We start from the raw sequence: 23,360 nt of genomic DNA on the forward strand, positions 1-23,360 counted from the left end.
CCCCGCTGACGTGACCGACCAGCCAATCATCCACGCCCTCTCCGACGTCCAGTCCAGGAGCGTGGGTGCCCGCACGACGGTGTGGCAGTTCGTGGTGATCCTCGCCGACGCAGTGATCGGCAAGGACTGCAACATCTGCTCACACTGTTTCATCGAGAACGACGTCGTCGTCGGCGATCGCGTTACGGTGAAGAGTGGCGTGCAGCTATGGGACGGTGTGCGTCTCGAAGACGACGTCTTCGTCGGTCCGAATGCCACCTTCACCAACGATCGGATGCCACGGTCACGCCAGCACCTGGAACGCTTTCCCCAGACTCTCGTGCGTCGCGGCGCGTCGATTGGCGGCGGCGCGACCATTCTGCCGGGCCTGGAGATCGGCGAGCGGGCGATGGTCGGGGCAGGTGCGGTGGTGACGCGAGACGTCCCCGCACGAGCCATCGTCGTCGGGTCGCCCGCGCGCGTGATCGGCTACGTCGACGACGCGGTGTCGTAGTCGCCGTTGAGTACCTTGCGCAGGTCGCTTCGCCAGTCCGGCGGCATGACGCCGAACGACGCAAGGGTCTTGGTCGTATCGAGCACGGACCACGCCGGACGCTTCGCTGGCGTCGGGTAGTCGGCACTGGGGATAGGCAGCACGGAAGGCTTTCCCGGCAAGCGTCCGCTCGTCACCGCTTCGTCGAAGATCGCCTCGGCAAAGCCATGCCAGGTGGTATCACCCGCGGCTGTCAGGTGAAAGATGCCGCGTGGTCGCGCATGCGTCGCGCCATTTTTCAGCCACTTGTCGGCGATGTTCGCCGTGGCTTTCGCAAGGAAGCCGGCACTTGTCGGCGTGCCCCGTTGATCGTCGACCACGGAAAGCGAGTCGCGGTCGGCGCCGAGCCGCAGCATCGTCGTGAGAAAGTTTCTCCCGCGCAGGCTATAGACCCAGGCCGTCCGCAATACGAGGTGATCCACCCCGGTCGCGGCGAGCGCCTGCTCGCCGGCGAGCTTGCTGTTCCCATAGACGCCGAGCGGCGCCGTGGCATCGTCTTCGGTATAGGGGTGATGCGCCGTTCCGTCGAAGACATAGTCGGTGGAGTAGTGAATCACCGCGCCGCCCCAGGTGGCGACTGCCGCGCCGATCACGCCGGGCAGGATCGCATTGATGCGCATCGCGGTGTCCGCATCGGTTTCCGCCTGATCCACCGCCGTATAGGCGGCTGCGTTTACGACCAGGTCGGGGCGCAGGCGGCGAAGCAGGCCATCGACGGCTGAAGGGTCGGAAAGGTCGCAGCGCAGGTCGTCGTTCGAGGTGGACCGGGACGATGCGTGTACCTCACCAAGAGCGGGCAGCGTGCCGCGTAGGTACCCGCCAAGCTGCCCGTCAGCGCCGAACAGCAGGATCTTCACGACAGGTAATCGGGAAGGCGGTCGCGCGATACTTCGTCAAAGAGCGGCGCCTTGCGATCCTTTGCCGAGAGCTCGGGGTCGGATACCGGCCAGTCGATGGCGAATCGGGCATCGTTCCAGCGAATCGACGCATCGGCGGCAGGGTCGTAAAGGGTCGTGCACTGGTAAACGAAGGTGGCCTCGTCGGAGACGACGCAAAACCCGTGCGCAAAGCCCGGTGCGATCCACAGGTGTCGCTTGTTGCTGCCGGAAAGCATGACCGCGACCGACTGGCCGAAGGTCGGTGACGCCGGGCGGATGTCCACCGCGACGTCGTAGACCTCGCCGTCGAGCACGCTGACCAGCTTGCCCTGCGGGTTGGGCCACTGATAGTGCAGGCCGCGCAGGACACCGCGGCGCGAGCGCGAGACGTTGCTCTGCACGAAGCTGGCGTCGATGCCATTGGCCGCGAAGCGCGCCTGGTTGAAACTTTCATAGAAGAACCCGCGGTCGTCGCCGTGCACCGTCGGTTCGACGATCACGACGCCGGGGAGTTCCGTGGCGATGCACTTCACGCTTGTCCATCCTGCTCGGCGAGGCGGAGAAGATACTGTCCGTATCCGACTTTGGACAGGGGCGCGGCGAGGCGAGCCAACTGTTCCCTGTCGATCCAGCCATTGACGAAGGCGATTTCCTCGGGGCAGCAGATCTTGAGTCCCTGGCGGTTCTCGATCGTCTGGATGTAATTGCCGGCTTCCATCAGCGATTCATGGGTGCCCGTATCCAGCCATGCGTAGCCGCGACCGAGTTGTTCCAGGTGTAGCTGCTGCTGACCGAGGTAGCGCCGGTTGAGGTCGGTGATCTCCAGCTCGCCGCGCACCGACGGCTGCAGCTCCGCCGCATAAGCGGGCGCGTGCTCGTCGTAGAAGTACAGGCCCGTGACGGCATAGTTGGATTTCGGTCGGGCCGGCTTTTCCTCGATATCGAGCACCTTGCCGTCCGCACCCAGGCTGGCGACGCCGTAACGCTGGGGGTCGCGCACCCAGTAACCGAACACCGTGGCGCCCTCGTCGCGCGCGTCGGCACGACGCATGCGCTCGGTGAGGCCGTCGCCGTAGAAGATGTTGTCGCCCAGCACGAGGCAGCTAGGTGCGCCGTCAAGGAACTCCCGGCCGATCAGGAACGCCTGGGCGAGACCGTCCGGGCTGGGCTGGACCGCGTAGCGGATGGAAATGCCCCACTGTGAACCGTCGCCCAGCAGGCGCTGGAACGTGGCCTGCTCGTGCGGGGTGTTGATGACGAGGATCTCGCGGATACCCGCCAGCATGAGGGTGCCGAGCGGGTAGTAGATCATCGGTTTGTCATAGACCGGCAGGAGCTGCTTGCTGACGCCCTGGGTGATCGGATACAGCCGGGTGCCGGATCCGCCGGCGAGGATGATGCCCTTGCGATTCTTCATTGTCCGAGCCGTTCCATCCGATAGCTGCCGTCGAGGATGCCAGTGACCCACGCTTGGTTGGCGAGATACCAGTCCACCGTGAGTGCCAGGCCGGAGGTGAAATCGTTGCGTGGCGTCCAGCCGAGTTCGCGTTGGATCTTGCCTGCGTCGATGGCGTAGCGCCGGTCGTGTCCGGGACGATCGCGGACGAAGCGGATCAGCGAGGCGCGCGGCGTACTCGTCGGCACGCGGCTGTCCAGTAGCGCGCAGATCGTTTTCACCACGTCGAGGTTGGTCTGCTCGCTGTCACCGCCCACGTTATAGGTCTCGCCGACGGTGCCCCTGCCGAGGACGGTGGCGATGGCGTCGCAGTGGTCCTCGACGAAAAGCCAGTCGCGGATGTTGAGTCCGTCGCCGTAGACGGGTAGTTCCTCGCCCGCGAGCGCCTTCTGGATCACCAGGGGGATCAACTTTTCCGGGAACTGATACGGGCCATAGTTGTTCGAGCAGTTCGTCGTCAGCGTAGGCAGGCCGTAGGTGTGGTGGAACGCGCGTACGAGGTGGTCCGACGCGGCCTTGGAAGCCGAGTAAGGGGAGTTCGGGGCGTAAGGCGTGCTTTCGGTGAAGCGACCCTCGGGGCCGAGCGAGCCGTACACCTCGTCCGTAGAAACGTGCAGGAAGCGAAACGCCTGAGCCTGGTCGGCGGAGAGTCCACGCCAGTAATCCCGGGTCACTTCCAGCAAGGCGAGGGTCGCGGTCACATTGGTCTGGATGAAGGCGGCCGGCCCGTCGATCGAGCGATCGACGTGCGACTCCGCGGCGAAATTGATCACGGCGTCCGGCCGGTGTTCGGCCAGCAAGGCGGTCACGAGAGGAGCGTCGCCGATGTCCCCCTGGACGAAGCGGTGCCCGGCATGGTCCCGGAGAGAGGCCAGGGTGGACAGATTGCCGGCGTAAGTCAGCTTGTCCAGGTTGATGACGTGGTGGCCCGTTGCCACGGCCCGATGAACGAAATTGCCGCCGATGAAGCCGGCGCCGCCGGTGACCAGAAGTGTGGACATGAACGACCTTGATGGGGCCCCGAGTGAGCTCTCGCAGGCATTGCCGCCGATTATGGGCGATCACGCACCCTCAGTCGCCTACACCGGGAGTAGATGAACACCGCTTCATACTCTCCTGCCGAGAGAACGCCAAGACGGTAATATAAGGCGCTTTACCGTAGCGCATCGTGCGCGCTCGGAACAATTATCTCAGGTAGATCAATGGCTTCCAAGAAAGCGACGCAAGAACTGGGTTTGGGCACCCGGGCGATTCACGCCGGCCAGCACCCCGATCCGTCGACGGGCGCCATCATGACGCCGATCTACGCGACTTCGACCTACGTGCAGTCCAGTCCGGGCAAGCACCAAGGCTACGAGTACTCGCGAACCCAGAATCCCACGCGCATGGCCTATGAGCGCTGTGTCGCCGACCTCGAGGGCGGTGTCGCCGGCTTCGCCTTCGGCTCCGGGCTGGGCGGCGCCTCGACGGTATTGGACCTGCTCGACTCGGGCGACCATGTCATCGCGATGGACGATCTCTACGGTGGCACCTACCGGTTGTTCGAGCGCGTGCGCCGCCGCTCCGCCGGTCTGGACTTCACCTTCATCGACCTCAACGACACGGCAGCGCTGAAGGCTTCCCTGAAGCCGAACACCAAGATGATCTGGGCGGAAACCCCGACCAACCCGATGCTGAAGCTGGTCGATCTGGCCAAGCTGTCGGCCTTCGCGAAGAAGCACGGCCTGATCCTCGTCGTCGACAACACCTTCTGCTCGCCCATGCTCCAGCGTCCGATCGAATACGGCGCGGACCTGGTCCTGCATTCGGCCACCAAGTACCTCAACGGTCACTCCGACATGGTCGGCGGCATCGTGGTCGCCGCCAACCAGGAGATGGCCGAGCGCATGGGTTTCCTGCAGAACTCGGTGGGCGCGGTCGCTGGTCCCTTCGATTCGTTCCTGGCCATGCGTGGCCTGAAGACCCTGCATCTGCGCATGCAGGCGCATTGCGCCTCCGCGCTGGATATCGCGCGCTGGCTCGAGAAGCATCCGGCCATCGAGAAGGTGATCTACCCCGGCCTGAAGTCGCATCCGCAGCACGCGCTGGCGCGGCGGCAGATGGATGGCTTCGGCGGGATCATTTCGGCCGAGGTGAAGGGTGGTATTCGCGCCGCTCGCAAGATGCTCGAGCGTTGCGAATTGTTCGCGCTGGCTGAGTCGCTGGGCGGCGTGGAGAGCCTGATTGAACACCCGGGGATCATGACGCATGCGTCGATTCCGCCGGCGACGCGCAAGCGGCTGGGGATCAGCGATGGCTTGATCCGGCTGTCGGTGGGTGTGGAGGATGTGGAAGATCTGCGCACCGAGCTTACTCATGCCCTGGGCCGTTGACACCAGAGGGTATGCTTCATGAGTGAGCTACTACGCTCTGCATGGCGTTACCGCCATTTCATCCTCTCGTCCGTCAAAAATGACCTGAAGGCACGTTTCGCGCGAAGTCGCCTGGGCGCCGCGTGGATGGTGCTCCAGCCGCTGGCGCAGGTGGCCATCTATTCACTCGTGTTGTCGCGCGTGATGGGCGCGAAACTCCCGGGCGTCACGAATCAGTACGCGTATTCCATTTATCTCATGGCGGGCATGCTTGCCTGGTCGCTCTTCGTCGAGGTCGTGCAGCGGTCCCTGACGTTGTTTGTCGACAACGGCAACTTGATGAAGAAGATTTACTTTCCGCGGGTATGTCTTCCGTTCATCGCGGTCGGTACCGCCCTGGTAAGTAACGTGCTGCTCTTCGCGGCAACCGTTGCCATCTTCGCGTTGGTGGGGCATTTTCCGACGAGTGCGCTCGTGTGGCTGCCTGTCCTGGTTGTGGTCAATGTAGCGTTTTCGCTCGGCCTGGGCCTGCTGCTCGGCGTGATCAACGTATTCGTGCGGGACGTCGGACAGGTCATGGCTGTGGTGATCCAGCTATGGTTCTGGATCACTCCCATCGTTTACATGCCGAGCATCCTGCCGCATGGGTTCGGCCGGATCATCGAGCTGAATCCGCTCTATTACATCGTCGGTGGATTCCAGGACGTCATGCTTTTCGACCGCACGCCGAACCTGGTTGCGCTGGGCTGGACGGCACTGGGCTCGCTGGTGTTGCTCGCCCTGGCATTCATGATGTTTCGCAAGGCAGCGCCTGAAATGGTCGACGTTTTATGATGGACCCCGTTCTCGAAGTAAAGGCGCTCGGCAAGGCGTTCCGCGACTATGGCAGCGAATTCAAGCGGTTCGCCTCATGGTTCGGCGTCAAGGTGACACCGAAGGCCGAGCACTGGGTGATCCGTGATATCTCTTTTGCTGTTGGCCGGGGCGAAGCGATCGGTATCGTGGGCCAGAACGGCGCAGGAAAGAGCACGCTGCTCAAGCTCATCACGCGAACGCTCATGCCCAGCGAAGGGTCGGTATCCGTCAATGGCCGGATCGCCGCCATTCTCGAGCTCGGCATGGGTTTCAGTGGCGATCTTACGGGTCGCCAGAATGTCTACCACGCCGCGGGCCTGATGGGTTTCACGCGCGAGCAGATTGACCGTGCGATGCCTGAGATCCAGGCGTTCGCCGAGATCGGCGATTACTTCGACGAGTACGTTCGCACGTATTCCAGCGGTATGCAGATGCGCGTCGCCTTCAGTGTGGCGACGGCATTCCGTCCCGATATCCTGATCGTGGACGAGGCGCTTTCGGTCGGCGACGCGTACTTCCAGCACAAATGCTTCAAGCGCATCAAGGAGTTCCGGGAACTCGGGACGAGCCTGATGATCGTGTCGCACGATAGCGGTGCCATCCAGAGCCTCTGCGATCGCGCGATCCTCCTCCAGGCGGGTCGGGTCCTCAAGGACGGCGATCCGGTCGAGGTCATGGATGCGTACAACGCGCTGATCGCGGAGCGCGAAAACAGCACCATGAAGGTCGAGCGCCTCGAAGGTGGCCGGTTGCAGACGACCAGCGGCACGCTGGAAGCCGTTGTCGACTCCATTCGCCTTTATTCGGAGAAGGGCGAACCTATCGAATACGTCGATGTGGGCCAGCCAGTCGAACTACGCATCGACGTTCACGTCAAGGCGGACATCCCCCGCCTCGTTCTCGGATACCTGATCAAGGACCGGCTGGGCCAGTCCATTTTCGGTACGAATACCCATCACACCAAGCAAGTTCTCGAAGACGCAAGGGCTGGGCAGGAGCTCCACTACGTCGCGCGTTTCCCCATGAACCTCGGCCCGGGCACGTATTCCATCTCGACGGCACTCGTCAGTACGGATACGCATCTGGTCGACAACTACGAATGGCGTGACATGGCGCTCATTTTCACGGTCGCCAATCACTCACATCCCCATTTCGTCGGGAGCGCATGGATTCCACCCTATATCGAATTGACAACCTGACCATGACGTTCGTCAGCTACGCCCAGAACTTCGAAGACATCATGCTGCATCGTGCCCTGAAAGATGTGCGGCGCGGCTTTTACGTGGACGTCGGTGCGCAGCATCCCGTCAGGGACTCCGTGACCAAGGCCTTCTCGCTGGCCGGGTGGCGGGGCATCAATATCGAGCCGGTGAAGCACTGGTTCGATATGCTCGAGGCCGACCGGCCCCATGACATCAACCTCAACCTTGCCGTGGCCGAGGGCGAGGGTTTCCTCGATCTGTTCGAAGTGACCGGTACCGGGCTATCGACGACGGATCCGACGTTCGCGGAAGAACACCGTGGGCAGGGTCATGACGTCGTGGCACACCGGGTGCCGACGATCACGCTTGACCGGATATTCGCCGAGCACGGTGTCGACCAGGTCCATTTCCTGAAGGTCGACTGCGAGGGCGCCGAGCGCACCGCGCTTGCCTCCTGCTCGTTCACGACGGTGAGGCCGTGGGTAGTCGTGGTCGAGGCGACGTTGCCGAACAGCCAGGTCAGCGTTCACGACCAGTGGGAGTCCCTCCTGCTTGAACGTGACTATACGTTTGTCTACAACGATGGCTTGAACCGTTATTACGTGGCGGCGGAACATCCCGATCTGCTTCCGGCGTTTGCGTTGCCCCCCAATGTTTTCGACGAGTTCGTCCGGGTGGGCGATAAGGAAGCGCACGATGGCCTCAACGACGCGCATGCGCGTCTTCGTGCCGCCATCGTCGAGGCGGCGGAATCGCGCAGCACGGCCGCAAGCCTGGCGCAGCACCTGCACACGATGAATGAACAGTATGGCCAGTGGCGGGAAACGGAGCATGCCGCGCTTGCGTCCGTGTCTGCCGAACGCGATCACCTGGTTGCGACTCTTACCGAGGCGCAGCAGACGATCGAGCGCCTGACCGGCACGCTCGCGGATAACGCACGGCGCATGGCTGGCGGCCATCTACGTGACCATGAGCAGGTCGATGAACTTTTGCGTCGCCAGCACGAGCTGATCCGGCAGGTCGAGGCGCTGACCGTGGATCGCACAGAACGGGACGCCTTCATCGCCGCGTTGACGACCAGCACCTCCTGGCGCATCACGGCACCGTTACGCGCGGGTCGTATAGTTGCCGGCAAAGGCGTGCGTCGCCTTTGGAGGCTCGGACGCCCCATGGTGGGGCGGGCGGCACGCGCGGCTCGCCCCGCTGTCAAGTGGACCCTCCGCGTCCCGGGGGTCAGGGCTGCAAGCCGCATGGTTGCCGGCAAGGAGTCGCGCCTCGGCCGCCGCGTTCGTTCGTTCCTGTTTCCGCAGCCGGTCCAGGATCAGACGACTGTTCCACTCGCTCCGACTGAGCAGGCTGAGGCGGTCGAGGCCATGCTGCGGCGGGCCATTGCACGTCGCAACCGATGACTATTCATAGATGAGGGTTGAATGCGAGTTGTAGTCGACCTACAGGCCTGTCAATCACCCGACGGCCGAATCAGAGGGGTAGGACGCTATTGCTTGTCCTTGACCACCACCCTTGCCCGGCAGAATCGGGGGCACGATGTGTGGATCGCGGTCAACGGAGCGATGCCCGAGGCCGTGGGCACGATACGCGACATGTTTTCGGGGATTGTCGCGGCGGACCGCATCGTAGCGTGGGAAAGCCTCGCGCCGACGGCGTCGATGTGGCCGGAGAATCGTAGCCGCGGGCTGGTTGCCGAACGTCTGCGCGAGAGCTTCCTGGAGTCCCTGGATCCGGATGTGATCCTTACGGCGAGCATGGTCGATGGCTTCGTGGACTCGGTCGTCACTTCCGTGCCGGCGAATTCGCGTGCGTTGCAGGTAGCGATCCTCTTCGATCTGATTCCGCTGGCCATGCCCGAGGCTTATCTGGTCAAGGAAGGGCAGTCGGCCTGGTACATGCGCAAGGTCGATCACCTCGCGCGTTGCGATCTTCTGCTGGGTATTTCCGAGTCGGCGTGCGGTGAGGCCGTTCGGATGCTCCGCGCATCGCCCGAACGCGTCGTCAACATCTCCGCGGCCGTGAGCGGCGAATTCCGAAAGCTGCCGGGATCCCTGAGCGCCGCCGCCGTTGGAAACAAGCACGGCATCGGCAAACCCTTCGTCATGTATGCGGGTGGATTCGATCCCCGGAAGAACCTGGTTGCGCTGGTTCATGCCTATGCCGCTCTTCCGCGGGCGATTCGCGCGGGGCATCAGTTGGTGATGGTCGGCAATATCGACACCAAGGAGTTCGACGAACTCACCGAAGCGCGTGACGCATGTGGTATGGCGAAGGACGAACTTGTCTTCACCGGATTTGTTTCCGATGCGGAGTTGATCCGTCTTTACAACACCTGTGCGCTCTATGTTTTTCCGTCGACCCACGAAGGTTTCGGCTTGCCGGCCCTGGAAGCGATGTCCTGCGGCGCGGTGGTGATTGGCGCCTCGACGACCAGCCTGCCTGAGGTCATTGGCGCCAACGAGGCCTTGTTCGATCCCGCCAGTGTTCCCGATATCACGGCGAAGCTCGCCGAGGGTCTGACCGACGAGGCGTTCCGGCAGCGCATGCGGGAACACGCCGCCGTGCAGGCAGCCCGCTTTTCGTGGGAATCGTCCGCCGATCGCGCGTGGACCGCCATCGAGTCGGCATACGGACGCAAGTCGGCCGATCGAAGCGAATCGAACGTTCGTCGCGTTGCCGAAGGGGCACGAGTCGCCGTGCTCACCACGTCCGCCGTGACCCCAGACGAGCTTGCGGGTGTCCTTGGGTATGTCCCGGCGAACGTCGACATCTTTTGCAGGAGCCGTACCGCGATTGCTGGTGAAATGCCCGGTGGATGGCGTCTGCACGCGTTGGGCGCGTTCGACCCGCCGTCGTTCGACCACATCGTGGTGAAAGTCGACGACGCCGCCGACGCGCATGACCTGCTGCGTGCCGTCGCGCGTTGCCCGGCGACTTTGCTCATGACGTCCGGGCACCCTTCGTCGGTATATCGTGCCCTGGCGGAATCCGATCCGCCCCTTCTCGCAGCCATGTTGTATCGCTGGGGTGGCTATCGCGCGCTCGACGTCATGGGCGCCCTTGGTCCGGACCGCTTCGACGCGCTACCGGCCGCCGTACTCGCCTTCGGCGACCCCGCGTGGTGTTCTTCGGGTGAGTCCGCGGAACGGCAAGTGGCCTGCTCGGCACTCATCGACGAGCTGGTGGCTATGCCGGGTGTTGCGGAGTGGCCCGCTGCTGAAACGCTGCGCCTTGCCACGGCGATCTCGGCCAACACGCCGCCGGCATCGTCGCTGAAATCGCTCTATGTCGACATCTCGCACCTGGTGACAGAGGACGCCAAGACAGGTATCCAGCGCGTCGTCCGGCACATCGTCGCCGAATTGCTGGCGACGCCTCCGGACGGGTATCGGGTCGAACCCGTGTATATCCAGCCCGATGGCGTCTTTCGCTACGCGCGGTCGTATTGCGTCAACCGGTTCCATCCGGGCGTCGTATTGCCGGACGATTCACCGGTCGACTTCCGGCCTGGGGATACCTTCCTTGGGTTGGACCTGGCGGCGCACCTGGTGCCTTACCTCAGAGATACCTACGTCCGCATGCGTAGCCGGGGCGTGGATATCCATTTCGTGGTCTACGACCTCCTGCCCCTGTTTCGTCCCGACTGCTTCGACGAAGCGGGACTGCCGACATTCCGCCTCTGGTATGAGGCGATTGCCGAGCTTGCCGAGGGCATCATCTGCATCTCGAGGACCGTGGCTGACGAGTTCAAACAATGGCTGCCGCAGGCCATGCCCATGCGAGGGCGGCCGGTGCGCATCGGATGGTTCCACCTGGGCGCTGACCTGGTTCCGACAGCCGAAGCCGACGATGTCGAGGGCGTGTTGCCTTTCGATCTGGGCGGCAAGCCAAGCTTTCTCATGGTCGGCACGATCGAGCCGCGCAAGGGACATGCGCAGACCCTGGCGGCATTCGAGGCCTTATGGGCCCGGGGCCACGACGTCAACCTGGTCCTCATCGGAAAGCCGGGCTGGCGGGTGGAGTCATTGGTGACTCGCCTGCGCGACCATGCCGAGATTGGAAAGCACCTGTTCTGGCTGGATCGGGCAGACGATGCCCAGCTCATTGCCATGTACCAGACGGCATCCGCCCTTCTGGCGCCATCCGAAGGCGAAGGATTCGGCTTGCCTCTCATCGAGGCGGCACAGTACGGTCGACCGATCATCGCCCGCGATCTGCCTGTGTTCGAGGAAGTCGCGGGGGAGCATGCGTTCTACTTCTCCGGCGTCCAGCCGGAACCGATGGCGGATGCGATCGAGCGGTGGCTCGGGCTTTTCGCTACGGGCGACGAGCCGCGGTCGACCGGATTGCCGTGGCTTACCTGGCGTGACAGCGCGCGGCAGCTCGCCGAGGTTGCGGTGGGTGGGCGCTGGTACGAGTCCTGGATGCCTGGCGCCGTCCGGCATTTCGTGGCGTCGGACTATCGGGCACAGTCGACCACCGGCGAGCTCGTCAGAGGGCAGCGCATCGCCATAGGCACGTCGGGACTGCTGTATGCCACGCCGACCTTCGCTGTCTCCGCCGGCGAGTATCAGTTACGCGTCATGGGTTCCCGTGATGGCGATAGCGGATCCGCCTGGGTCGATGTCGAAGCCCATGGCGGTGCCTGGAGGCTCGCTTCCTCGGAACTGACGGCGGGCGAGGGGGCTATCGGTAACATCGATATTCGCATTCCCGAGGATGTCCGCGATTTGCGAATCAGGATCATGGTCAACGGGGGCGCGACGATCGTCTTCGGAAGCATTGAATTATCGCCGGCCGCTTAGCTTCGCGCTGGTGGAGGTTTTTCGGACTTGAGTCACCCGGGCCCATCATGGAAAATGAGGGGTCCAGCTAAATCAATTATTTACAGCGACGGAAGCAGATGAAGACAGCATTGATCACCGGAATTTCTGGCCAGGACGGCGCCTACCTGGCGGAGTTGCTCCTTGAAAAGGGCTACCGCGTCTACGGGACCTATCGGCGCACGAGTTCGGTCAACTTCTGGCGTATCGAAGAGCTGGGCATCCAGAATCACCCGAATCTCGAGCTGGTTGAGTTCGATCTGACTGACGGTGGCTCGGCGATCCGCCTCCTCCAGGCCACGGGTGCGACCGAGGTCTACAACCTGGCGGCACAGAGCTTCGTCGGCGTTTCCTTCGACCAGCCGGCGACCACGGCGGCGATCACGGGCGTTGGCGCGCTGCACATGCTCGAAGCCATCCGCATCGTCAATCCGAAGATCCGCTTCTATCAGGCGTCCACGTCGGAAATGTTCGGCAAGGTGCAGGCCGTTCCCCAGAAGGAAGATACGCCGTTCTACCCGCGTAGCCCGTATGGCGTGGCCAAGCTCTACGCCCACTGGATGACGGTGAACTACCGCGAGTCCTACGGCATCTTCGGTTCCAGTGGCATCCTCTTCAATCACGAGTCGCCGCTGCGTGGCCGTGAGTTCGTCACCCGGAAGATCACGGACTCGGTAGCCAAGATCAAGCTTGGCAAGCTCGACGTTCTCGAGCTGGGCAACCTGGATGCAAAGCGCGACTGGGGCTTTGCCAAGGAATACGTCGAAGGCATGTGGCGCATGCTGCAGGCGGACGAGCCGGACACCTTCGTGCTCGCCACCAACCGCACCGAGACCGTGCGTGACTTCGTGACGCTTGCGTTTGCCGCTGTCGATATCGACATCGACTGGAAGGGCAGCGAAGAGGACGAGACCGGCACCTGCCGCAAGACCGGCAAGCTGCTCGTGAAAATCAACCCGAAGTTCTACCGTCCGGCGGAAGTCGAGCTGCTTATCGGCGATCCCGCCAAGGCGTTCGAAAAGCTTGGCTGGAAGCCCGAGACCACGCTCGAGAACCTCTGCAAGATGATGGTGGAAGCCGACCTGCGCCGGAACGAACGTGACGCCTCGTTCTGAGGGTGCGCCCGGCCGGGTTCTCGTCACCGGCCATAAGGGCTTCACGGGGCATTACGTGGTCGCCGCGCTTCGCGCGGCGGGTTACCAGGTTCTCGGGCTGGTTGAACAGCCAGAGAATCTCGAGGCGCCGTCGGTCAATCTGCTTGATCGCACGGCGGTTGCACGCGCCGTCGCTGACGCGCGACCGGATGCGGTCATTCACCTCGCCGCCATCGCCTTCGTCGCGCATGGCGACGCCGACGAGATGTACCGCACGAACGTCGTCGGTACGCGTCACCTGATGGAAGCGCTGGCCGCCTTGCCCAAGGCCCCCGGTGCGGTATTGCTGGCCAGCAGTGCCAACGTCTACGGCAACAGCGATGTCGAACTGCTGAGCGAGTCGGTCGAACCGTCGCCAGCGAATGATTACGCCGTCAGCAAGCTTGCCATGGAATACATGGCGAAACTCTGGTCCGATCGTCTTCCCATCGTCCTTGCAAGGCCTTTCAACTACACGGGCGTGGGGCAGGCGGATAATTTCCTGCTTCCAAAGATCGTCTCGCACTTCCAGCGCGGCGAGCGTGTCATCGAACTGGGCAATATCGATGTCGCGCGTGACTTCCAGGACGTCCGCTTCGTCGCCGACGCCTACGTCCGCCTGTTGTCGTCGAACGCCGCCGGCCAGACCGTCAACCTGTGCTCGGGTACCTCAGTCTCGCTGATGCAGGTCATCGGCATGATGCAGGAAATCGCCGGGTACGAGATCGAGGTCCGGGTGAATCCTGCCTTCGTACGCGGGAACGAGGTGGCTCGCCTCACCGGCGACAATCGGCGCCTGCAGTCGCTCGTCGGACCGCTCGATATCATCCCGCTGCGCACCACGCTCGAGTGGATGTTCGCCAATCCTTTGCCGGCGCGCTGAGCGCGCTTCCAGGAATCTGCATGAAGTGCTTCAAGGCTTACGACATCCGCGGCCGGGTCCCGGACGAGCTCAATGCCGACATTGCCTACCGCATCGGTCGCGCGTTCGCGCGCACGGTGGGCGAGGGCGAGGTGGTCGTTGGATTTGACATCCGTCTGGATAGCCCGACGTTCGCGGCTGAAGTGGCTCGCGGCCTCGTTGACGAAGGTCGGGGTGTGATCGACATTGGCCTGTGCGGCACGGAAGAAGTCTACTTCCAGACCGCGCACCGAGGCGTTGCCGGCGGCATCATGGTCACCGCCAGCCACAACCCGATCGACTACAACGGCATGAAGCTGGTGCGCGAAGGCGCGCGTCCGATCAGTGGCGACACCGGTCTTCGTGAGATCGAACGGATGGTTGAAGAGAACGCGTTCGGCGAGGCGGGCCCGACCCGCGGCTCCGTGCGCGTAGACCATGACAAATCGGCCTACATCGCTCACTTGCTGAGCTACATCGACGTGCCGGCCCTGCGCCCGCTGAAGATCGTGGTTAACGCGGGCAATGGTGGCGCCGGGGCAATCGTGGACCTGCTCGAGCCGTATCTACCGTTCACCTTCGTCCGCGTGAATCACGAGCCGGACGGTACCTTCCCCAACGGCATTCCCAATCCGCTCCTTCCAGAGAATCGCGATGCCACGGCGAAGGCCGTGATCGCTTCTGGCGCCGACCTTGGCATCGCGTGGGACGGTGACTTTGACCGTTGTTTCCTGTTCGATGCGCAGGGCGGCTTCATCGAGGGTTACTACATCGTTGGCCTGCTCGCCGCGCAGTTGCTCGAGAAGCACCCGGGTTCGAAGATCATCCACGACCCGCGTCTGACCTGGAACACGGTCGACATGGTGGCCGCCGCCGGCGGTATGGCGGTGGAGAGCAAGACCGGCCATGCGTTCATCAAGGAGCGTATGCGCTCCGAGGACGCCGTTTACGGCGGCGAGATGAGTGCGCACCATTACTTCCGCGACTTCGCCTATTGCGACTCGGGCATGATCCCCTGGTTGCTCGTGGCGGAGCGTATCGGCAAGACCGGCACGTCGCTGACCGACATGCTGGTGGAGCGGATGGCTGCGTATCCGTGCAGCGGCGAGATCAACTTCCGTGTCGACGATGCCCCGACGACCGTGGCGCGCATCGTGGATCACTACAGGGCGGCGGCGGAGAGCATCGAGCATATCGATGGTGTCAGCATGTCGTTCGGGAACTGGCGTTTCAATCTGCGCTCGTCGAATACCGAGCCGCTGCTTCGTCTGAATGTCGAGGCGCGCGGTGATACCCATCTGATGGAGTCTCGTACTGCGGAGCTGCGGTCTCTCATTGGCGGTAAGCCCGCTTGAGGACCTTACGCAAGCGAACCTTGCTTGCAGAGGCGCATCGTGAGGCTTGATAAGACAGTGCTGCTTCGAAACCGCTGCCTGGATGCGTCTCCAGGTGCTCTTGCGGGGTTTCAGTTCGGTCCACCTCATCTTCTCGAATAGTGGGCTGGATGCTCGAATACAGTTCGAAACACGCTGATATCGCCGTCACAGCAATTGGCGTGATTACCGGGCTTTCCGAGCTTGCCCGTACCATCGAGACTCCGAGGCAAGCGTCCTACGATGTGACCATGTAGGAGTTGGCGCCGCAGGCGTCTAAGTACCGGACACAGTATCTCGTGGACAGAATACTTTGGATGCTTTGCGACCGCTAAAGTGAGAAGTGGCGAGAGTCTGAACGTCGTGTACGCAAAAAAGGCAAGTACTGCCGTTTCGTTCGATTATTAAGCGATTTTCTCGGTTATATCGATTCGAACGAATTCCTCCTCATCCAGGCGGCTGCCCGACCGCAGCTCGTGCTCTATTGGTCGGAAGCGTGGACGGTGTCATCATCGTCCTTTGGGGGGCGGGGGAGTTGTCCATGGAAGCTAGCGTCGAAATCGCCGGTACACCTTTCTTGCTGCGGTCCGATGATATTTACCTCGAGGCTATCGGCTCTGTTTTTGAGCCGGACATGATTGCGCTTTTTCGTTGCTTCGCAAAAGGCACTGTCCTGGATATCGGGGCCAACATCGGCTGTACCGCTCTCGCGTTTTCATCGATGGCTGCGACGGTGCATGCGTTTGAGCCGTCGCCAACGACATACGAGTTGTTGCGATTGAACACCGCCGTCGCCCCGAACGTCATTCCGCATAATTACGGTCTTGGCGCGAAGAATGGGTCATTCGAACTTACGTTTGCCCCAAATAATCGGTCGGGTGGTTATATTTCCGACAAGCTGAAGGCAAGTGTTGGTCATACGGTAGAGCGTATAGCGCTGAGGAAGTTAGACCGCATGGTCCGGTCACTGAAACTTCGCGCCGTCGATTTCATCAAAATTGATGTTGAAGGCTTCGAAGGCAGCGTCATCAAGGGCGGGGCGAGGACGATCAGGAGGTTCAAGCCAGTCGTGGCGTTAGAGCTGAACCACTGGTGCCTGAATGCATTTCAGCGCACATCGGTCCCTGATTTTCTGGATACGTTACGTTCTGTGTTTCCAATCCTATATGCCGTACACGGCAATACGTATCAGAACCTCTACGATACAGACGAAAGCTATACGGTCATGCATCGGCACATAGTCATGATGAAGTATCCAACCATCGTCGGCGCTTTCCATCGACATCAGTTGGACGTCTTCGAGAAATCATTCATTCATGCACCGGCGGCGTAACGCAAAGAAGGCGGGCCAGTGGCCCGCCTTCTTTCTACGGTTCGCGTTGATCAGGTGCGGCCGTACACATCCTCGAATCGCACGATGTCATCTTCGCCGAGGTAACTGCCCGACTGGACCTCGATAAGCTCTAGCGGCACTTTTCCTACGTTACGCAGGCGATGTGTTACACCAAGCGGAATATAGGTGCTTTGATTCTCAGTGAGGAGGAATACCTTCTCACCGCAGGTCACTTCGGCGGTGCCCGAGACGACAATCCAGTGCTCCGCGCGATGGTGATGCATCTGCAAGCTGAGGACGGACCCTGGCTTGACAACGATACGCTTCACCTGAAACCTCTCACCCATGTCGATCGAGTCGTAGCTTCCCCAAGGACGATGGACCTGGCGATGGGCCAGGTGTTCGCCACGACCCGCACTGCTGAGCTGGTCGACGACCTTCTTGACGTGCTGAACGCTGTCGCGAGAGGCGACCAGGGTCGCATCCGGCGTAGTGACGACAACTATGTCATCGAGGCCGATTGTCGCCACCATGTGTCGATCGTGAGTGCGGACGAGGGTATTGCGGGTGTCCAGCGTGATAACGTCGCCATTGGTGGCATTGCCGTCGGCGTCTTTATTGGACGCGTCCCAAAGAGCGGACCAGGAGCCAATGTCACTCCAGCAGCAGCTGACCGGCACCACAGCGGCACGATCGGTCTTCTCCATCACCGCGTAATCGATAGAGTCGTCCGGCACCTCGACCATGGCGGCCTTATCGAAGCGAACGAAGTCCAGGTCGGGCTGTGCCGTTTCGAACACCTTGGTAGTGGCCGCATGGATCGCTGGGGAGTGTTTCTCAAGTTCCTCAAGGTAACGGGAAGCCTTGAACAGGAACATCCCCGAGTTCCAGTCGAAATCACCGCTCTCGACGTACCTTGCCGCTGTTGCGGCGTCGGGCTTTTCGACGAACTGAGCCACCTTGAAGCCATCGTTGGAAACGGCTTCCGCGCGCTTGATGTAGCCAAAGCCGGTTTCGGCTGCCTCGGGGCGGATACCGAACGTCACGAGCCAGTCTTGCGTGGCCAATGGCACGGCGCGTTCGACCGCGTCGACGAAGCTGCTCTCGTCGCCGATGAGGTGATCCGCCGGTAGCACCAGGAGAATGGCGTCGGCGTCCTTCCGCCGCGCCTGCATCGCGGCAAGAGCGATGGCCGGCGCCGTATTGCGGGCGGCGGGTTCGAGCAGGATCGACGAACCGGCCACGCCAAGCTCCTGGAGCTGCTCGGCAACGGTAAAGCGGTGGTCTTCGCTGCACACGACGACCGGGGCCTCGGCCCCGCCCAGCTTCCTGGTGCGCTCGACGGTCTGCTGGAACAGGGTGGTGTCACCGACAAGGGCCAGAAACTGCTTGGGGCGGTTCTTGCGGGAGAGAGGCCAGAGGCGAGTGCCGCTTCCGCCGCTGAGAATGACTGGGACAATCATGGGTTCCGCTCCAAGGCTACGTTAACCTCCGGATTATAGCGGGGCCCCCGGCATGATGGCTGGGGGACGCAAAGGGCGTTCAGTCGCAGAGATCAGCTTCGGGATAGCTGCGATACAGCCAGCGGGGCTTTCCGGGCTTCGCCGGACGGTTGTTCCGCGCCCGCAGGAAAATGTACTGCCCTAGGTCGTAGCCGCGATTGGGGGTGGCCAGGATCTGGTTGGCGAGCCCTGCGATCGGGTAGTACAGGTTTGAGTGGTTCTCGTGAACGTCCGACGAGAAAAGCACCTCCAAGTCGAATCCGAGATGGTCAAGCATCAGAAACAGTTCGTGCTTGTTGTACTCGCGATTGTGGCGGCCATAGACGCCGTAGCCGGAAATCGGGTCATACATGTTCTGGCCGGCCATCATCTTGGCTATGTTCTCCAGCCGATTCACGTTAGGCGTCGTTAGAATCAGGGCGCCTCCAGGAGCGAGTTTGTCCTTGATTCGCCGGAGCGCGCCGATGGGATCTGAAACGAGGTGTTCGATGACCTCACAAAAAAGAACGACATCGAAGTTCCCATCGAATGGAATGTCTTCTTTATCGACATTATTGTTCATGAAATCGAAGGCGAACTCTTCGCCTGTCTCTCCACTCTTACAAACCTGGCGAGAGCCGCCTCCTTCGATGCCAAAGTAGTTAGTGCACTGGATTTCGAAGTCGCGGAATTTTCTTAGAAGAATCGTGGTGAAGTAGGGGTTGGCGCCGATTTCGAGGAGGCGTCCATGTGCGTCGGGAACAAGTCCTAGCGTGTGGACAAACCGCAGAAAATCTTCATTCAGATAGTTTTCGAGCTCGGCGGCGGGCGCGCCATCGAGTGAGAACGAACCTAGATAACGCTTCAAGGAGTCTGCTGTGTGTCCCGATGGGAACTGAACCATTTGCTCGAGATCGGAAAACGTGGCGCGAAGCGATTGATTCATGGTTTTTCTCCAAGAAGATCTTGTGAACTCTCAAAAATCGTGACGTATGTTCAAGGGGCGGTATCAATCCAGAATGCGGTTAGATAGACGCCAAGCTCGCGTCCATCCCCAGAGACCCCTGCCTTTAGAGGAGATATGTATCCATCGATGCCGAAGGTGAGGTCCAGGCGCCCGTTGGCTACAGCGGTGCACGGAACGTCGAACGTCGCCGTCGACGGCATGCCTTTATCGAATACATGTTGGCCCAGCTCGGTTCCGTTCGCTGTCGCTCGAATCGCGATTTGCGGATTGGCAGGCGTGATGAAGGGGACGAACTCGAGCGTGAAGCGAAATCCGTGAGCGGGGCACTCAGGAGTTTCACCGCCAATCCGTGCACTTGCCGCTTGAGACCACACGCCCTGCTCTTCGGCGGGATACCAACCCTTCCCCATGAAATCCACCGAGCGGAGATTGCCTGATACTGGCGTGTAATGAACCCCTGGTCGCAACATCGGTCGCGCATCGATCTGCTCCTGAGGAGTGAGATGTAGATACACGTACTTGCGACCGTCGGGGATGGTGCCGTCCCAGTGCGCTGGATGTATAACCCGATCGGGCATTGCTCCCAAATCGAACTGGCAGCGACGACTGCGTGTCGGCACCACATCATGGCCGTCCTTCGCGACCACGACCAATTTTGCGCAGTCTGGACCTAATGAGGCGAAGGATTCAGGCTGGGAACCGATCGGAATCCCGGTGAATCGCTCGGAGAAGATCTGCGGAGGCGGGTCGTAGAATGACGGGAATCGTCGCTGCAACTGACGGGAAAATGCCGTTGGTTGCATATACGTCTCCGGCTTCGATGGACGGAAGTAGCTGGCGTTGGCTACTGCAGATGCCGCGAGGAAGGCAACGCCGATCCAACGGACGATACGACGTGCCGAGCCCATGCGGGTGAGGGCGAAAGCCAGGAGAGGAACGAATAGGCCGATGTACCACGTCGCATAGCGTGCGATATGCACGGTGGCGCCAGAGTTCAGGTTCTGAGTAGATGCCTGCGCGTAGAGGTTGGTAATAAGAAAAACGGCAACATACGCGATCGTCAGACGCGATGGCTTCGCGGAACCCCGCATGGATCCGGCGGCGAGTGCGATGATCACCAACCCTATGGGCCAGTTAGGAAAGAGGCCGACGTCTGGATCGATTAGCCAGATAAGCATGTTACTAAAGTTAAGACCGATTTTTGCGCCACCAGCGAGCAGCTGCGGGTCGATCACTCCAACTCGGACAAGGTAATAAAGTGGATGCAGCGCGACCAGGACAAGCGTCGCCACAGCCAGTATGACGTCAGTCAGGCGGATCGGCTGATTCCGAGCCCGCCACGCCGCAATGGCCAGCACTAACATCGCCGTAGCGCCGATGCTGATGTTCTGTGTCGACGCCAAAGCGAGGAAGACCGCAGCTGGAAAATATTTCCTTCTGGCGAACAACGTGGTGGCGATGGCAATCGAGCAAAAAGTGAAGAATTCGGTGTGTACTTTGTCGACGAACCAGACGATGGGAGATCCGACTAGGACGATAGCGACGGCGAGCACGCCAACCCGGCCGTAAGCGCGAGCGGATACGTAGACGAGCGTGCCGAGAAGAAGGGTATGAAGGAACAGGAACGACGCGTGGCTGTTCATGCCGAACAACGCGAGCCAACCACCTGTTATCGCGGCCGCCGCCGGATAAAACCAGAAGTGATTGAAGTCGGCGCCGCTTAATTGGATCAAGGGCGGAAACGCGTGCCTCACTCCGTTCGTGTCTGCGAGTCCAGGAATGTTGCCGCTCTTGAATAAGACGTCATAAGCCTGATACGCGGGCTCGGTCATGAAAGTCCGGTAACCGTCCTTGATCGCGTAGAAGAGCGCGTAGTATTCCGATCCGTCGCCGACACGCTGTGGAGGAAGCGCCAGGACGGCGATGAAGAATACGAACGCGAACAGGGTTGCGAAAACTAATGCAGACTTGACAGTGCCCGGATGAATCCATGGATGAACTCGCGGGGGACCGGACGCATGAGGTCTTGACGATGCAATGTCTATTGGCGGCATGGATTCATCGGACTCTGTAAGGCGTTGCAATGGCGAGGTGCTCATTGGAGATTCAGTTTCTTCACCAGGAGGCCGAGCTCGCGACCATCTGGACTGATGCCTGCGTTCTTGGGGGATAGGGTATTAGGCAGCGACATCGTCACGGTGATCCCGTGAGGGTCATTGCGCGCAGCATCGGGAAGGGGAACGGTCAGTGTCATAGCATCTGTTAATGTGAATTTTCCGGCCTTCACGCCATTGACTGCGATCTCCACAGTTTGAGCATGACCGTGAGGGCTGAAGGGCTGGACATCGAGCTGAAGTCGCGTCCACCGTGGCCTCTCCGGATCGTAGCGGCATGTGAGGGTCGACAGACTGCCATCAGTCCAACGTCCGCCGGGCTCTGCGCCGCTGAACCCAGTCATCATGCTCGCTGGAAGGAATCCGCCCGAGGAGAGGTCAAATTCACCCCGGCATGCATCGGTGAACTTTGCGAGGATGCACGACCCGTCGCTGACAACGAAACCAGCACCGAGCTGTGTTCGTACACAGCCTGCGTCCGACCATACGCTGGGGTTCGTCGTGGAACTGAATATGGCGCCTACTGACCCTGGCGCCGGAAAATCTCGTCCATACAGTGGGGCGAGGCCGTTCCCATCACGCGGAGCGTCGAAAATGGCCTGTGATACAAGGTAGTTGGCAACATTGCTCATGCCACCAAGTACAAGGCCGCGCGCATAGGCTTGGTTCGGCCCGTTGACTGCACCGATTTGCTTGGCCACGGTTGCAGCGCTTTCCACGGCAAGAAACGAAGGGGCATCGACTTCGCGGTGACTACGCGAAAAGGTGAAGACCCACAGTGCAGCGATGATTATTGCCGGTTGCAGCCAACCCAGCGGAGGGCGAACAAGTGTGGAGTCCTGTGCAAGCCGTCGGTTGACAAGCAACGTTACGACCAGGGCTGTCTCGAGGAAAAGGACCGTCGACAGTCCAAAGGCATACTTTCGGGCTGCGTATTCCGACCCGATACCCAGAGAGGCGGCAGCGGTCTGGAGTATGCAGAAGAACGCAATGGCTCCGCCCGCGCTTCCCAGGTGGCGTGCAAGAGAGGCTACTCGTGTTATGTGGAAACGGTGCCAAGGCAACGAAAGCCATACCAACGCGAGCGACACGATGCCGGTCGTCGTCGCAAGTACCATCAAGCGAGTAAGGGTCGTTACCGCTGACAGCGGCAGGTAGCCGTTGTTGTCGCTGATCGTGCGCATCGCCGTGAAGGCCGGGTGCAAATAGATCGCTGCTACGCCGACGCAGGCGGCCCCTGCCAGCACGGCTGAGCGGCGCAACCAAGCACGCTTTTCACTTAGTGCGTGGGCAGCGATCAGAGCCAGCCCGTATCCCAGCCCCTCGATGGCAGGTAGCAAGTGGACTCCGGCAGAGACGACGGATAGTGCAATCACCGCAAGCGGCAGACGGATCCCCGCGCCCTTGACGGTCTCGATGCGTGCGAAGGTCGCGACGACGACCAGAAAACAGGCCTGTCCGGCGAGCTGTGAAAAGAAATAGTTGACGACGATTTCGTGGCCGACCAGGTCGAGGTCGAGTGTGATCCGATTCAGGGCGAGCAACGCTATGTACGTGCAAACGAATGCCCACGAGGCACGTCCCGGCAAGAGCCGGGCCATCGACGCCAATGCCGCCCAGCAGGCAACCAGTGACAGCGTGGCCACGAGCTGCATCCCGAGGAACGGCGAATGCGCGCCAGTCCCGAGCACCGCAGCCAGTATGTGGGCATAGCGTGGATAGACGCTCATCTCGCCGAGGATCGGCGCGGCTCCGTCCGTAACGCTCCAGTGCTCCATCAGCCAGCGGATAAGGGCGTAATGGTGGGCGACATCTGGACTGGAACTGTATCCGTATGGGAACGCTCGAATGAAAACGGCTGCACCGAGCGCCAGCGTGGCTGCTACGGTGAGCAGACGGCTCCCGCGCAACGTGTAAGAGCCGATGTAGCCGTCCCATTTCGTCATGAAGGA

General features: G+C 61.3%; 18 protein-coding genes. 10 read left to right on the forward strand and 8 right to left on the reverse strand.

Features of this window, described 5'->3' with window-relative positions:
- The first annotated feature begins 10 nt into the window (after positions 1 to 10).
- The gene (locus tag BJI69_RS23040) at positions 11 to 493 is read left to right on the forward strand and encodes an acyltransferase (RefSeq protein ID WP_046968541.1); all 483 of its coding nucleotides are present in this window, start codon (positions 11 to 13) and stop codon (positions 491 to 493) included.
- Here the strand turns inward: BJI69_RS23040 and rfbD are convergent.
- The 4 genes from rfbD to rfbB are packed head-to-tail and all read right to left on the reverse strand — an operon-like array spanning position 469 to position 3,867.
- Positions 469 to 1,389: a dTDP-4-dehydrorhamnose reductase gene (gene rfbD / locus BJI69_RS11365; RefSeq protein ID WP_046968540.1), complete on the reverse strand. Its 921-nt coding sequence runs from the start codon at positions 1,387 to 1,389 to the stop codon at positions 469 to 471. The two genes, BJI69_RS23040 and rfbD, sit on opposite strands and share 25 nt — an antisense overlap.
- Positions 1,386 to 1,943 carry a dTDP-4-dehydrorhamnose 3,5-epimerase gene (gene rfbC / locus BJI69_RS11370; RefSeq protein WP_046968539.1) on the reverse strand — a complete coding sequence of 186 codons (558 nt, stop codon included), beginning with the start codon at positions 1,941 to 1,943 and terminating at the stop codon, positions 1,386 to 1,388. Before rfbC ends, rfbD begins: the two co-directional genes overlap by 4 nt.
- On the reverse strand, positions 1,940 to 2,827 hold the full coding sequence (gene rfbA, locus BJI69_RS11375) for a glucose-1-phosphate thymidylyltransferase RfbA (RefSeq protein WP_046968538.1): 888 nt from the start codon (positions 2,825 to 2,827) through the stop codon (positions 1,940 to 1,942). Before rfbA ends, rfbC begins: the two co-directional genes overlap by 4 nt.
- Entirely contained in the window at positions 2,824 to 3,867 is a 1,044-nt protein-coding gene (rfbB, locus tag BJI69_RS11380) for a dTDP-glucose 4,6-dehydratase (RefSeq protein ID WP_046968537.1), read from the reverse strand. The genes rfbA and rfbB overlap by 4 nt, the downstream gene beginning before the upstream one ends.
- A 201-nt stretch (positions 3,868 to 4,068) precedes the next feature.
- On the opposite strand from rfbB, the gene BJI69_RS11385 reads away from it, so the two are divergent.
- The 9 genes from BJI69_RS11385 (at position 4,069) to BJI69_RS11425 (ending at position 16,846) form a co-directional block, all read left to right on the forward strand.
- Entirely contained in the window at positions 4,069 to 5,238 is a 1,170-nt protein-coding gene (locus BJI69_RS11385; protein ID WP_046968536.1) for a trans-sulfuration enzyme family protein, read from the forward strand.
- Between the two features lie 18 nt (positions 5,239 to 5,256).
- Entirely contained in the window at positions 5,257 to 6,051 is a 795-nt protein-coding gene (locus tag BJI69_RS11390) for an ABC transporter permease (protein WP_046968535.1), read from the forward strand.
- Complete coding sequence (locus BJI69_RS11395; RefSeq protein ID WP_280522615.1) at positions 6,051 to 7,271, forward strand: ABC transporter ATP-binding protein; 1,221 nt, start codon at positions 6,051 to 6,053, stop codon at positions 7,269 to 7,271. Before BJI69_RS11390 ends, BJI69_RS11395 begins: the two co-directional genes overlap by 1 nt.
- Positions 7,238 to 8,683, forward strand: a complete 1,446-nt coding sequence (locus tag BJI69_RS11400) for an FkbM family methyltransferase (protein ID WP_125903035.1) — start codon at positions 7,238 to 7,240, stop codon at positions 8,681 to 8,683. The genes BJI69_RS11395 and BJI69_RS11400 overlap by 34 nt, the downstream gene beginning before the upstream one ends.
- A 93-nt stretch (positions 8,684 to 8,776) precedes the next feature.
- Positions 8,777 to 12,088 carry a glycosyltransferase family 4 protein gene (locus BJI69_RS11405; RefSeq protein WP_162200994.1) on the forward strand — a complete coding sequence of 1,104 codons (3,312 nt, stop codon included), beginning with the start codon at positions 8,777 to 8,779 and terminating at the stop codon, positions 12,086 to 12,088.
- Between the two features lie 98 nt (positions 12,089 to 12,186).
- A complete protein-coding gene (gmd, locus tag BJI69_RS11410; RefSeq protein WP_046968533.1) occupies positions 12,187 to 13,221 on the forward strand; it encodes a GDP-mannose 4,6-dehydratase in 1,035 nt (344 codons plus the stop codon).
- On the forward strand, positions 13,205 to 14,122 hold the full coding sequence (locus BJI69_RS11415; RefSeq protein WP_046968532.1) for an NAD-dependent epimerase/dehydratase family protein: 918 nt from the start codon (positions 13,205 to 13,207) through the stop codon (positions 14,120 to 14,122). Before gmd ends, BJI69_RS11415 begins: the two co-directional genes overlap by 17 nt.
- Positions 14,123 to 14,142: 20 nt before the next feature.
- Positions 14,143 to 15,495, forward strand: a complete 1,353-nt coding sequence (locus BJI69_RS11420; RefSeq protein WP_169749266.1) for a phosphohexomutase domain-containing protein — start codon at positions 14,143 to 14,145, stop codon at positions 15,493 to 15,495.
- Positions 15,496 to 16,054: 559 nt separating this feature from the next.
- Positions 16,055 to 16,846: an FkbM family methyltransferase gene (locus BJI69_RS11425; protein ID WP_125903036.1), complete on the forward strand. Its 792-nt coding sequence runs from the start codon at positions 16,055 to 16,057 to the stop codon at positions 16,844 to 16,846.
- 50 nt (positions 16,847 to 16,896) lie between these two features.
- On the opposite strand, the gene BJI69_RS11430 is transcribed toward BJI69_RS11425, so the two are convergent.
- From BJI69_RS11430 to BJI69_RS11445, 4 genes are all read right to left on the reverse strand, one after another.
- Complete coding sequence (locus BJI69_RS11430) at positions 16,897 to 18,309, reverse strand: mannose-1-phosphate guanylyltransferase/mannose-6-phosphate isomerase (protein WP_046968530.1); 1,413 nt, start codon at positions 18,307 to 18,309, stop codon at positions 16,897 to 16,899.
- Between the two features lie 79 nt (positions 18,310 to 18,388).
- Positions 18,389 to 19,273, reverse strand: a complete 885-nt coding sequence (locus BJI69_RS11435) for a class I SAM-dependent methyltransferase (RefSeq protein ID WP_046968529.1) — start codon at positions 19,271 to 19,273, stop codon at positions 18,389 to 18,391.
- 50 nt (positions 19,274 to 19,323) lie between these two features.
- Positions 19,324 to 21,393 carry a hypothetical protein gene (locus tag BJI69_RS11440; RefSeq protein ID WP_046968528.1) on the reverse strand — a complete coding sequence of 690 codons (2,070 nt, stop codon included), beginning with the start codon at positions 21,391 to 21,393 and terminating at the stop codon, positions 19,324 to 19,326.
- A complete protein-coding gene (locus BJI69_RS11445) occupies positions 21,390 to 23,354 on the reverse strand; it encodes a hypothetical protein (protein ID WP_046968527.1) in 1,965 nt (654 codons plus the stop codon). Before BJI69_RS11445 ends, BJI69_RS11440 begins: the two co-directional genes overlap by 4 nt.
- Between the last annotated feature and the right edge of the window lie 6 nt (positions 23,355 to 23,360).

The sequence above is a fragment of the Luteibacter rhizovicinus DSM 16549 genome, assembly GCF_001887595.1.
Taxonomy (GTDB): domain Bacteria; phylum Pseudomonadota; class Gammaproteobacteria; order Xanthomonadales; family Rhodanobacteraceae; genus Luteibacter; species Luteibacter rhizovicinus.